This window comes from Streptomyces sp. NPDC089424 (genome assembly GCF_044749345.1).
GTDB lineage: Bacteria > Actinomycetota > Actinomycetes > Streptomycetales > Streptomycetaceae > Streptomyces.
This window is the reverse complement of record NZ_JBIVHU010000003.1, coordinates 782,984-795,316: the sequence shown is the minus strand read 5'-3', so window position 1 is coordinate 795,316 and position 12,333 is coordinate 782,984. Positions and strand designations below refer to the sequence as shown.

Sequence of the window (12,333 nt, the reverse complement as noted above, 5' to 3'; positions counted from 1 at the left end):
CAGTGGGCTCCGGCCGTCGGGTCGGGAGGTGTCAGAGGGCCAGGCCGGTGAGGACCAGGACGCGCTCGTAGGTGTAGTCGTCCATCGCGAAACGCACGCCCTCGCGGCCCACGCCGGACTGCTTGGCACCGCCGTACGGCATCTGGTCGGCGCGGTAGGAGGGGGCGTCGCCGATCACGACGCCACCGACCTCCAGGGCACGGTGGGCGCGGAAGGCGGCCTGGAGGTCGCGGGTGAACACGCCGGCCTGGAGGCCGTACTTGGAGTCGTTGACGGCGGCGAAGGCCTCGGCCTCGCCGTCCACCTTCTGCACTGTCAGGACCGGGCCGAAGATCTCCTCGCAGGCGAGGGTGGCGTCGGCCGGCACCTCGGTGAGGACGGTCGGCGCGTAGGAGGCGCCGTCGCGCTCGCCGCCGGTCAGGAGCTTGGCGCCCTTGCCGACCGCCTCGTCGACCCAGGACTCGACGCGCCGGGCGGCGTCCTCGCTGACCAGCGGGCCGACGTCCGTCCTGGCATCGGCGGGGTCGCCGCTCACCTGGGCCTCGACGGCGGCGACGATGCGCGGGAGGAGACGGTCGTAGACGGCGGCGTCGGCGATCACCCGCTGCACCGAGATGCAGGACTGGCCGCCCTGGTAGTTGGAGAAGGTGGCGATGCGGTTCGCCGCCCAGTCCAGGTCCTCCTCGGAGGCGTAGTCGGCGAGGACGACGGCCGCGCCGTTGCCGCCGAGCTCCAGGGTGCAGTGCTTGCGCGGGACCGAGTCCATGATCGCGTAGCCGACCTTCTCGGAACCGGTGAAGGAGATGACCGGGAGGCGCTCGTCCTGGACCAGGGCCGGCATGGCCTCGTTGGGCACCGGCAGGATGCTCCAGGAACCGGCCGGAAGCTCCGTCTCGGCCAGCAGGTCACCGATGACCAGGCCGGACAGCGGGGTGGCCGGCGCCGGCTTGAGGATGATCGGGGCGCCCGCGGCGATGGCCGGGGCGACCTTGTGGGCGCACAGGTTGAGCGGGAAGTTGAACGGCGCGATGCCGAGGACGACACCCTTCGGGAAGCGCCGGGTCAGGGCCAGGCGGCCCTGGCCGCCGGCGTCGGTGTCGAGGCGCTGGGCGTCACCGCCGTTGAACCGGCGGGCCTCCTCGGCGGCGAACCGGAACACGGACACCGCACGGCCGACCTCGCCGCGCGCCCACTTGATCGGCTTGCCGTTCTCGGCGGAGATCAGCTGGGCTATCTCCTCGGTGCGCTCGACCAGCCGCCTGCTCACGTGGTCGAGGGCGGCGGCGCGGACGTGCGCCGGGGTGGCGGCGAACTCGTCCCGCACGGCGTACGCGGCGGCCACGGCCTCCTCGACCTGGGCGTCGGTGGGCACGCTGACCTTGCCGACGAGCCGGCCGTCCCACGGGGAGGTGACGTCGAAGCTGTCCTGGCCGGTGGCCTGGCGGCCGGCGAGCCAGAAGGCGTGGGTGGCGGTCATATGAGTCCCGGCCCTTCGCGTTGAGGTGTGCGTCGAGGTGTGCTGGAGCACGGCGTTCCGTGTCAACGGTAGGTCGGGAGGGCGCGGGGCGCGGTTGTCCGATCCGTAGCAGTGCGGGGCCTGGGTGCGACGGTTTGGACTGCCGTCCGGCCTCGGCACGGAACGGCTACTCCGCCGACGTCGCCTTCAGCGCCAGCCACAGCTCCATCCGCACGTCCGGATCGTCCAGCGACCGGCCGAGGATCTCCTCCACGCGCCGCATCCGGTAGCGCAGGGTGTGCCGGTGGACGCCGAGGTCGGCGGCGGCCGCGTCCCACTGGCCGTGCCGGGACAGCCAGGCCCGCAGGGAGGCGACCAGGTCGCCGCGCCCGGTGGCGTCGTGCTCGTGCAGGGCGCGCAGCAGGCCGTCCGCGAAGGCCCGGACCGCGTCGTCGGCCAGGAGCGGCAGCACGGACCCCGCCGCGACCTGCTCGTGCTCGACCAGTACCCGGCCCCGGCGCCGGGCCACCGAGAGCGCCTGCTCGGCCTGCTTGTAGGCGGCGGCCGCCGCGACCGGGCCGGCCGGCGCGGAGAGGCCGACGACCAGGTCGCCCTCCTCCCCCACCGTCGGCTCATGGCCCGCCCTCGCGGCCTCCCGCGCCGCCGCGTACTCCAGGCACGCCCCGACCGCCGCGCCCCCGTCCGCGGCCAGCACCACCAGCCGCTCGCCGTCCCCCTCGGGCACGGCCAGGACCGACTCCCCGGACCGGGCCGCGGCGGCGTCGACGGCCTCGGCGATGCCCGCGTGTCCCGACGCGCACTCGGCGAGGACGATCCGGTAGGGCGCGTCGAGGAGGCCGCCGTAGAGGTCACCGGCGACGGCGCGGGCGTGGTCGGGCTGCCCGGCGAGCAGCATCCGCAGCACGGCCGCCCCGATCCGGTGCTCGGCGGCCCGCAGGGAGCGGGAGCGTTCGGTGGTCAGGGTGAGCAGGGCGATCGCGGAGTGCAGGGCGTAGCGCTCGGCGGTGCCGAGGGCGGCGGCGGTGCCGACGGCGAGGGCGGCGCGGGGGCGGCGGCCGGTGCCGATGGTGTGCAGCTCCACGCGGTCCTCGTGCTCGGGCCCGCCGACGACCGAGCTGGCCGGCGCGGCGCGCTCGCGCAGCCGCTCCACGTCCGCCGTGAGCCGGGCGGCCCGGCGGCCGGCCCACTCCGGCGCGGCGGCGACGACGGCGCCCGAGGCGTCGTAGAGCGCCGCCCATCCGTCGATCTGCGCGGCCAGCACGGCGAGCAGTCCCTCGGGGCCCTCGCTCTGCGCCTGCCGCGTCAGCTCGCGCTGGGCCGCGAAGCCCGCGGTCACCGCCCGGTACTGGTCGGCGGCGATGGCGGCGGACACGGCCTTGGTGATGGCGAGGAACGGGGTCCGGCGGGGGACCTCCAGCAGGGGCAGCCCCGCCTCCTCGGCTGCGTCGACGAGCGCCTTGGGGGTCTCGTCGTAGTTCACCCCGACCGCGAAGCCCAGCCCGACGACGCCCGCTCCCGCCAGCCGCTTCACGTAGCGCCGCATGGCCTCCGGATCCTCCGCGTCCAGCTTGAGCGCGGTGATCAGCAGCAGCTCGCCGCCCTCCATGTACGGCACGGGGTCGGCGAGCTCGCTGACGTGCGCCCAGCGCACGGGCACGTCCAGGCGGCCCTCGCCGGCCCGCACGGTGAGCTTGAGCGCGGAGTGGTGGACGAGGGAGGCGAGCGTGGGGGGCATGAGGCCTTCAGGTCGGGGTGCGCCGCGGGTCTACGGAGATCGACGGATCGATGTGATCTTTTGGCCGCCGCGTATGAACGACCTGTGTCGATTCTGCCTTACCGTACGGTCCCGGCGCCCCCGATCCCTCAGCCGCGCAGATCCACCAGCAAGGGCGGCGCGTGCTCCCCCTCGACACTCGTCAACGAGAGCACGGCGTGCCCGGGCGGCACCGCGTGCGCCAGCTCGGACGCCGACCACCGCTCCCGCTCGACCTGCCGGACGGTCACCGCGTCCGTGGTCACGGCCTTACCCGTCACGAGTTTGCGCAGCGCGTGAAGGGCCCGGGTCATCGGCTGATCGGCGAAGACCGTGTGCTTGGCGACCTCCGTCGTCTCGACCCACTCCTTGCCCCAGGCCTGGGCGAACCGGCTGCCGTCCCAGGTGGTGACACCGCAGAAGGCCATGTGGCAGCCCACGGCGCCGTAGAGCGGGCCGTGCAAGGCTTCGGGGACGTCGGCGATGGTGCGCAGGGCGAGCAGCACTCCCGCGTTCTGCCCACGCAGCCCTTGGATCCGGCGCACCGACTGGGCGGTGACCGCGCCGGTCGCGTCGTCCAGGACCAGACAGGCGAAGTGGGCGCGCCGGCCTTCCCGGACGACGGTGGTGAACTGCGCGAGGACCAGCCGGGTGATCAGTCGGCCGGCCTCCTCGTGGCCGCGTTCAGGCAGGTCGATCCGGACCCGCAAGGGGTGATGGGCGACCGCGCGCAGTGAGAACGGCCGGCTCGGGCCGCCCCCGCCGAAGAAGTCGGCGAAAACGGGCCGGTTCAGCAGCCCCAGCCGTTCGGCCAGGACGCGGCCCGCGTCGCCGGGCGTGCCGGTCTGCCGGACCCGCGCGTCGAATTCGCGGATCATGACGCCGTTCCCGCCCGCCGCGAGCGCCTCCTGGAGCGCGGTCAGCGCCTCACCCTCGCCGTCGAGCAGCTCTCGTAGCTCGGGCAGGGCAGGGAAGCGACCGTGCACCGCCCGGTACGGGCCGAGCACCTGGGCGAGCGCGGTGGCGGCGCTCTGCGCACCGACCGTGTCCAGGTCGCCGACCAGTGCCTCGGCGAGCATGGCGGCGGCCTCGTCCGGGTCGTCGGAATCGGCGTAGGGGTCGAGGTCGTGCACGGACGAGGGATCGCCGATCCGGACGATCACGTCGAAGGAGTCGTCGGCGCCGAACGGGCGCCCGGCGGCGGAGACGGCGACGACGGCACACCGATTGGTGAGCGCCTGCAGGGCGAGTGTCTCGGTCACCGGCTCGACGAGGGTGCGGGTCTTGCCGGACCCGGCGGGGCCGACGGCGAGCATCGAGGTGCCGAGGACGTCGAGGGCCAGGGCGGCCTCGGCGTCGCCGTAGGACTCCGGGACCCCTTCGGTCGCCGCCCAGCGGCCGATGCGCACCTGTCCGGCCAGCAGGTCGTGGCGGGCGGCGCGGCGCGGCAGGTCACGGGCGCCGGAGGGATGCGTCCAGGCCCCGCCCCCCTCGCGCAGCACGGTGTCGCGGAAGGTGTCGAGCCCGGCGCCGCGCCGGACGGCGGCGAAGGCGTGCTCGACGCGGACACAGTCGACGTCGTTCATCCTCCCTCCGGCGACCTCGGCGGTGAGCAGCTCAGCGGCCTCGTGCTGGCCGACGTCGCGGAGATCGGGCCACAGGGACCGGGGAAGATCCGGCACGGGAGCGATGGGCCCGGCGCTCGCCCGGCGGGCGGCCAGCCGGGCGCGCGCGTACGGCCACCAGGCACCGAGCCGGGCGAAGGGCCACAGCACCAGCAGGGTGATCACCGCATACAGCGCGTCGGTGAACAGCGGCGAGGCCATCAGCTCGTAGTTGCCGGAGATCAGCACGGTCAGGGAGAGCAGCGGTGAGACGACCGGCACCGAGGACCATCCGGCGCCCGGAAAGGCGTCGGGGAACACGAGGGCCAGCGCCACGAGGGCGAGCGCGAGGGCAACCAGCGCGCGGGCCGGCTGCGATCTGCCGCCCACGTAGTACCCGACGATCGCGCGCCAGCTCCCGAGCTTGGCCATCGCGACGACCAGCAACGCGAAGAGGATGCCGTGGTAGACCACCCGGGCGTGCTCGCCCGGTGCGCTCACCACCCTGCCGTCGAAGTCCCTGGGCGAGGCGTCGGTGCCGCCCCACCACCAGTCGTCCGGCGTGAACATGCGCAGCGGCAGGTACTGGTACGGGATCACGCCACGGTGCAGCAACGACCACACCGCGGCGGCCAGGACCAGGGGAATCAGCATGCCCGCGACCGTCACGGGGGCGAGCCTCCCGCCCGACTCGGGCCTGGGCGGGCGGTAGCCGTACCGCCAGATCCCTGGCCCGGCGGCCGGGCGCGCCGCGTCCAGCCAGCCGGCGACGGTGGATGCCGGCCGGGGCACCTGCTGGGGAACGGGGGGTACGCCCGGTGCCCGGCTCGGCCGGGGCGGCGCGGCGGGCGGCACCCGATCAGCATGCGCGCCCCGCGCGTCCAGGTTCCCGTCGCTGTCCATCGCCCTTGCCCCCTGAGCAGCCGCTCCGTCCACCGTCCGCGAGCCAATCTAACGCCCCCGCAAGGGGAGTTCGTCGATTGCGTGCTCGGGTCGCGTCGGAGGGTCCGCGGCTCGCTATGTCCACCACGGACAAGCCGCTACCGCGACACCGCCCACATGGAGCATGCCCCGACCCCGTTCCCGGCCCTAGCCTGCGAAGAAACAAGGCAAGCGTCCGAAATCCCCACCCGGAACCTCCGGCTCGCCCGGAATCACCGGTTTGCACGATCATCAGGGAGCCCTCATGACCGCAATCCCGCAGGAGCGCCGCGTCGTCACCGCCATCCCCGGCCCGAAGTCGCAGGAGCTGCAGGCCCGCCGTACCGCCGTGGTCGCCCAGGGCGTCGGCTCCGTGCTGCCGGTGTTCACCGCGCGCGCGGGCGGCGGGATCATCGAGGACGTCGACGGCAACCGCCTGATCGACTTCGGTTCCGGCATCGCCGTCACGTCCGTCGGCGCGTCCGCCGAGGCCGTCGTACGCCGTGCGACCGCGCAGCTCGCCGACTTCACGCACACCTGCTTCATGGTCACGCCGTACGAGGGCTACGTCGAGGTCGCCGAGGCGCTGGCCGAGCTGACGCCGGGCGACCACGCCAAGAAGACCGCCCTGTTCAACTCCGGCGCCGAGGCCGTCGAGAACGCCGTCAAGATCGCCCGTGCGCACACCAAGCGCCAGGCCGTCGTGGTCTTCGACCACGGCTACCACGGTCGCACCAACCTCACCATGGCGCTGACCGCCAAGAACATGCCGTACAAGCACGGCTTCGGCCCGTTCGCGCCCGAGGTCTACCGGGTGCCGGTGGCCTACGCCTACCGCTGGCCGACCGGCCCGGAGAACGCCGGACCGGAGGCCGCCAAGCAGGCCATCGACCAGATCAGCAAGCAGGTCGGCGCGGACAACGTCGCCGCGATCATCATCGAGCCGGTCCTCGGTGAGGGCGGCTTCATCGAGCCGGCCAAGGGCTTCCTGCCGGAGATCGTGAAGTTCGCGAACGACAACGGCATCGTCTTCGTCGCCGACGAGATCCAGTCCGGCTTCTGCCGCACCGGCCAGTGGTTCGCCTGCGAGGACGAGGGCATCGTCCCGGACCTGATCACCACCGCCAAGGGCATCGCGGGCGGTCTGCCGCTCGCCGCCGTCACCGGCCGCGCCGAGATCATGGACGCCGCGCACTCCGGCGGCCTGGGCGGCACCTACGGGGGCAACCCGGTCGCCTGCGCCGGCGCGCTCGGCGCGATCGAGACGATGAAGGAGCTGGACCTCAACGCCAAGGCGAAGAACATCGAGGCGATCATGAAGAGCCGCCTCGCCGCCATGGCCGAGAAGTTCGACATCATCGGCGACATCCGCGGCCGGGGCGCCATGATCGCCATCGAGCTGGTCAAGGACCGCGCCACCAAGGAGCCCGACGCGCAGGCCACCGCCGCCCTCGCCAAGGCCTGCCACGCCGAGGGCCTGGTGGTCCTGACCTGTGGCACCTACGGCAACGTGCTGCGCTTCCTGCCGCCGCTGGTCATCGGCGAGGACCTGCTGAACGAGGGCCTCGACATCATCGAGCAGGCGTTCGCGCGCATCTGAGCGCGGGGGCGTTCATCCCTCGACTCCCCGGCGGAGCGTGTGAAGAACGTGTGCGAGGTGGATGGCGGGAAGGGAATCCGCCTGTCGCAGCCGCTGAGCCTGCCGTAAGTTCTTCTCAGTTGAGAGATACACCCCCACCCGCGGGAAACCGCGGGTGACAGGGCGAGGCCTCCCCAGCTTCGGCCTGGTCGTGCCCTCGCGCACACCCCGGTGCCCTCGGCTCCGGATCTCCTCACCGATCGGACGGTCGCCCGCCCCAAACCCCCCGGGGCGTGCGACGTTCCGGTCCGGACGGCCGCCAGGGAGCGGTACGCCCCGGAAGGGCCGGCGCACCCCCCCTTGCGCCGGCCCTTCCGCGTGTCCGGCGCCGTCAGAGGTCCAGACCTATGGCCGCGACATCACGGCACGTCGCCACCTGCGAAGCTGGTCCCCGTGTTTCCTCTGCTGCTCGCCCTGCCCGCCCTCCTCTTCGCGCTGATCACCTGGCAGGTCGTCGCCGGCGGTCCGCTGGTGCGACTGGACGAGCGGCTCAGCGGCGCCCTGGTCCGGCCGGACCGGCTCTCCAACTTCCTCGCCGATCTCGGCAACGCCCAGGTGGCCCTGCCCGTTCTCCTTCTGGTCGCGGGGTACGCCGCGTGGCGGGCCCGGCGGGCGGGGGCGGTCCGCTGGTGGCTGCCGGGCACGGCCGCCGTCGCGCTGATGGCGCTGGTGCCCGCCCTCGTCGTCCCCCTGAAGGAACTGACCGACCGCCCCGGCACGCCGGTCGTCCCACCAGCCACCGGCTACTACCCGTCCGGCCACACCGCGACCGCCGCCGTCGCCTACGGCTGCGCGGCGCTGCTCCTCCTCCCCCTGCTGCGCTCCACGGCCGCGCGCCGCGCGCTGGTCGTCGCGTGCGCGGCCGTGGTGCTCGGTGTCTCCTGCGGTCTGGTCCGCCGTGGCTACCACTGGCCACTGGACGTCGTGGCCAGTTGGTGCCTCTGCACGGTGCTGCTGGCCTGCTACGTGCGGGTGCTCACCCGAAGCGGCCCGAGCGGGCCCACCCGAAGCGGGCCCACCCGAAGCGGCCTCATCCGAAGTAGCCGTCGAACGTCCGCTGGAACTCCCAGTTCGCGAACCGGTCCCAGTTGATCGACCAGGTCATCAGGCCCCGCAGACCGGGCCAGGTGCCGTGGGTGGCGTACGAACCGCAGCTGACCTTCCTGGTCAGGCAGTCGAGGGTCTTCACGACCTCGGCGGGCGCCACATGGCCGTTGCCCGCGTTCACGGACGCCGGCATGCCGATGGCGATCTGGTCCGGCCGCAACGGCGGGAAGACGTTGTTCTGGTCGCCGGCCACGGGGAAGCCGGTGAGCAGCATGTCGGTCATGGCGATGTGGAAGTCGGCGCCGCCCATGGAGTGGTACTGGTTGTCGAGGCCCATGATCGGTCCGGAGTTGTAGTCCTGGACGTGCAGCAGGGTGAGGTCGTCGCGCATCGCGTGGATCACCGGGAGGTAGGCGCCCGCCCTCGGGTCCTGGCCGCCCCACTTGCCGGTGCCGTAGTACTGGTAGCCGAGCTGGACGAAGAAGGTCTCCGGCGCCATCGTCAGCACGAAGTCGTCACCGTAGCGGGCCTTCAGGGACTTCAGCGCCGAGATCAGGTTCACGATCACCGGGGTCTTCGGGTTCTTGAAGTCGGTGTCGTCGGCGTTCAGGGACAGCGAGTGGCCCTCGAAGTCGATGTCGAGGCCGTCCAGGCCGTACTCGTCGATGATCCTCGACACCGAGGAGACGAAGGTGTCGCGGGCCGCCGCGGTCGTCAGCTGGACCTGGCCGTTCTGGCCGCCGATCGAGATCAGCACCTTCTTGCCAGCCGCCTGCTTGGCCCGGATCGCCGCCTTGAACTCGGCGTCGGACTCGACGTTCGGGCACTCGGCCGCCGGGCAGCGGTCGAAGCGGATGTCCCCGGAGGTGACCGAGGTCGGCTCGCCGAAGGCCAGGTCGATGACGTCCCAGCTGTCGGGGACGTCGGCGAGGCGGGTGTAGCCGGAGCCGTTGGCGAAGCTGGCGTGCAGATAGCCCACCAGCGCGTGCGGCGGGAGGCCCGGGGTGCCGCCACCGCCCTGCGCGGTCGTCGCGGTCACGGTCGCCGACCTCGCCGACTCGCCCGCCTCGTTGACGGCGGCGACCTGGAAGCCGTACGCCGTCGAGGGCGCGAGGCCGGACACGGTGGCCGACGTCCCGGTCACCGTCTGGACCTTGGCGCCGTCGCGGTACACGGCGTATCCGGTGGCGCTCGGCACCGCCGACCAGGACAGGGCGACGCTGGAGGACGTGACCGAGCCGGCCCTCAGGCCGGTCGGCGGGGCGGGCGGCTGCCCGGTGTCCACGGCCGGTCCGACCAGCGTGATGTCGTCGGCGTGGTAGGCCCCGGTGCCGTACCAGCCGTGGGTGTAGACGGTGACGCGGGTGGTGGCGGGGCCCGTGCGGAAGGTGGTCGTCAGCTTCTGCCAGTCGGGGGCGGACTGGGTCCAGGTGGACACGTCGGTGGTGCCGGTGCCGGAGGCGCCGAGGTAGGCGTAGGAGCCGCGGACGTAGCCGCTGAGCGTGTAGGAGGAGTCGGGCTTCACGGTCACCGTCTGCGCGCAGCGGGCGTTGTCGCCGCCGGCCGGGGTCGCCCTCAGCGCGGAGGCGCCGCTGCGCACGGGTGAGGTGACCGTCGTTCCGGATCCGGCGGAGCAGGCCCAGCCGTCGAGGCCGGACTCGAAGCCGCCGTTGCGCGCGAGGTCCGCGTCGGCCGCCAGGGCGGCCGACGAGAGTGCCGTGACGCCGGACAGCGTCAGCGCGGCGGCGGCGAGCAGGGCGAGAGGTCTGAAGCGGTCCACAAGTGCCTCCAGGGACGGGGGGATTGGAGGGTGGAGCGCCCACAACTTGGTCCAGACCAATTGCTCTTGTCAAGGGTTCACGTCGACTAGCCCTCCCTCTCCCTGTCCATCGCGAGGCCCGCCGCCGCCTCGTGCATCGCCAGTTCCAGCAGGGTCGGGTCCGTCAGGGTGCCGGAGCCGTCCGGGGGGAACAGCCAGCGCACCCCGCCGGTCGAGCGGCCCGGATAGGGGACGACGATCCAGGTGCCGGCGCCTGCGGTGCGGATGCCCGTGCCGACCCAGCGGGCCGCCGTTCCGGGCGGCACGAAGAACCCCATCCGGGAGTCACCGAAGTCGACCAGCACCGGGCCGGGTTGGTCGAGGATGCGGGTGAGGACGTCGAGTGTGGGATAGCCGAGCTCGCCCGGCAGGATCAGTACGTCCCAGGCGCGGCCGGCCGGCAGCAGCGCGATCCCCTGGGGGTTGCGCTCCCATTCCCACCGGCAGGCCTCGGGGTCCGGCGCCACGGATGCGAGCCACTCGACCGCCGTCTTCGCCCCAGTCATGAGAAGACCTCCCTCGTTACGCGTCGACGCTGGTCGCGTCACGGGAGAGAGGGAGGTCTGGCCCAGGCATTACGCGGGTTCCGGCGCCCCGTTCGAGTGAACCGGATCACACCTCAGCTGTCGAAGCCGAGCCCCATCCGGTCCATGGCGCGCAGCCACAGATTGCGCCGGCCGCCCTGGGCGTCCGCCCTGGCCAGCGACCACTTGGTGAGCGCGATGCCGGTCCAGGCGAACGGCTCCGGCGGGAAGGGCAACGGCTTCTTGCGCACCATCTCCAGCTCGGTCCGCTCGGTCCGCTCCCCCGCCAGCAGATCCAGCATCACGTCGGCGCCGAAGCGGGTGGCGCCCACGCCGAGGCCCGTGTAGCCGGCCGCGTACGCCACCTTGCCGCCGTGCGCGGTGCCGAAGAAGGCCGAGAAGCGCGAGCAGGTGTCGATGGCACCGCCCCACGCGTGGGTGAAGCGGATCCCCTCCAGCTGCGGGAAGCAGGTGAAGAAGTGCCCGGCGAGCCGGGCGTAGGTCTCCGGGCGGTCGTCGTACTCGGCGCGCACCCGGCCGCCGTACGGGTAGATCGCGTCGTAGCCGCCCCACAGGATGCGGTTGTCGGTGGACAGCCGGAAGTAGTGGAACTGGTTGGCGCTGTCGCCGAGGCCCTGCCGGTTCTTCCAGCCGATCGCGCCGAGCTGCTCGGCGGTGAGCGGCTCGGTCATCAGGGCGTAGTCGTAGACCGGGACGGTGTACGGGCGGACCCGCCTGACCAGGCTCGGGAAGATGTTCGTGCCGAGCGCGACCCTGCGGGCGCGGACCCGGCCGTAGGGGGTGCGTACGGCCATGCCCGCGCCGTAGGGCTTCAGGGTGAGCGCGGGGGTGTTCTCGAAGACGCGCACGCCGAGGTCCAGGCAGGCCCGTTTGAGGCCCCAGGCGAGTCTGGCGGGGTTGAGCATGGCGACGCCGCGACGGTCCCACAGGCCGGCCCGGAACGTCGGTGAGTCGACCTGGGCCCGCACCGCCTCGGCGTCCAGGAACTCGACGCCGTCGGCGAGGCCCGCGCGCTCCATCTGGCCGTACCAGTCGCGCAGTTCACGCTCCTGGTAGGGCTCGGTGGCGACGTCGATCTCGCCGGTGCGCTCGAAGTCGCAGTCGACGGCGTACCGGGCGACCGCCTGCTCGATGCCGTCGAGGTTGCGGTCGCCCAGTTCCTGGAGCTTGTGCACCTCACCGGGCCAGCGTGTCAGGCCGTTGGGCAGACCGTGGGTGAGGGAGGCGGCGCAGAAGCCGCCGTTGCGGCCCGAGGCGGCCCAGCCCACCTCGCGGCCTTCCAGCAGGACGACGTCGCGCCCGGGGTCGCGCTCCTTGGCGTTGAGCGCGGTCCACAGTCCGCTGTAGCCGCCACCGACGACCAGCAGGTCGCAGGTCTCGGCGCCGGTCAGCGCGGGCTCGGGGCGGGGCCTGCCGGGGTCGTCCAGCCAGTACGCGACCGGCTGGGCTTCGGAAAGGGACTTGGTCCAGTTGTCGTTTCCACGGCTCATGGCGCTTGGGGCCATGATTTCAACTCCCTACGGGTGCA

8 protein-coding genes are annotated in these 12,333 nt (G+C 72.9%); 2 read left to right on the top strand and 6 right to left on the bottom strand.

Going from position 1 to position 12,333, the window contains the following annotated elements; genetic code table 11:
• Positions 1-31 precede the first annotated feature (31 nt).
• The 3 genes from ACIP2X_RS18610 to ACIP2X_RS18600 all read right to left on the bottom strand — a co-directional run bounded on the left by ACIP2X_RS18610 (position 32) and on the right by ACIP2X_RS18600 (position 5,737).
• Positions 32-1,477 (bottom strand): aldehyde dehydrogenase family protein, encoded by a 1,446-nt coding sequence (locus ACIP2X_RS18610; RefSeq protein ID WP_401673985.1) that lies wholly within the window; start codon positions 1,475-1,477, stop codon positions 32-34.
• A 166-nt stretch (positions 1,478-1,643) separates the two neighbouring features.
• Entirely contained in the window at positions 1,644-3,212 is a 1,569-nt protein-coding gene (locus tag ACIP2X_RS18605) for a PucR family transcriptional regulator (RefSeq protein ID WP_401673983.1), read from the bottom strand.
• A 128-nt stretch (positions 3,213-3,340) separates the two neighbouring features.
• Positions 3,341-5,737, bottom strand: coding sequence for an ATP/GTP-binding protein (locus ACIP2X_RS18600; protein WP_401673981.1), 2,397 nt, complete (start codon positions 5,735-5,737; stop codon positions 3,341-3,343).
• Positions 5,738-6,020: 283 nt separating this feature from the next.
• Here ACIP2X_RS18600 and gabT point away from each other — a divergent pair, with 283 nt between their 5' ends.
• Positions 6,021-7,355 (top strand): 4-aminobutyrate--2-oxoglutarate transaminase, encoded by a 1,335-nt coding sequence (gabT, locus tag ACIP2X_RS18595; protein WP_401673978.1) that lies wholly within the window; start codon positions 6,021-6,023, stop codon positions 7,353-7,355.
• A gap of 432 nt (positions 7,356-7,787) precedes the next feature.
• Positions 7,788-8,486 (top strand): phosphatase PAP2 family protein, encoded by a 699-nt coding sequence (locus ACIP2X_RS18590; protein ID WP_401673975.1) that lies wholly within the window; start codon positions 7,788-7,790, stop codon positions 8,484-8,486.
• Here the strand turns inward: ACIP2X_RS18590 and ACIP2X_RS18585 are convergent.
• From ACIP2X_RS18585 to ACIP2X_RS18575, 3 genes are all read right to left on the bottom strand, one after another.
• Complete coding sequence (locus tag ACIP2X_RS18585; protein WP_401673973.1) at positions 8,425-10,221, bottom strand: chitinase; 1,797 nt, start codon at positions 10,219-10,221, stop codon at positions 8,425-8,427. The genes ACIP2X_RS18590 and ACIP2X_RS18585 overlap by 62 nt on opposite strands.
• 86 nt (positions 10,222-10,307) lie before the next feature.
• A complete protein-coding gene (locus ACIP2X_RS18580; RefSeq protein WP_401673971.1) occupies positions 10,308-10,766 on the bottom strand; it encodes a hypothetical protein in 459 nt (152 codons plus the stop codon).
• A gap of 113 nt (positions 10,767-10,879) precedes the next feature.
• On the bottom strand, positions 10,880-12,310 hold the full coding sequence (locus ACIP2X_RS18575) for an NAD(P)/FAD-dependent oxidoreductase (RefSeq protein ID WP_401673969.1): 1,431 nt from the start codon (positions 12,308-12,310) through the stop codon (positions 10,880-10,882).
• Positions 12,311-12,333 lie beyond the last annotated feature (23 nt).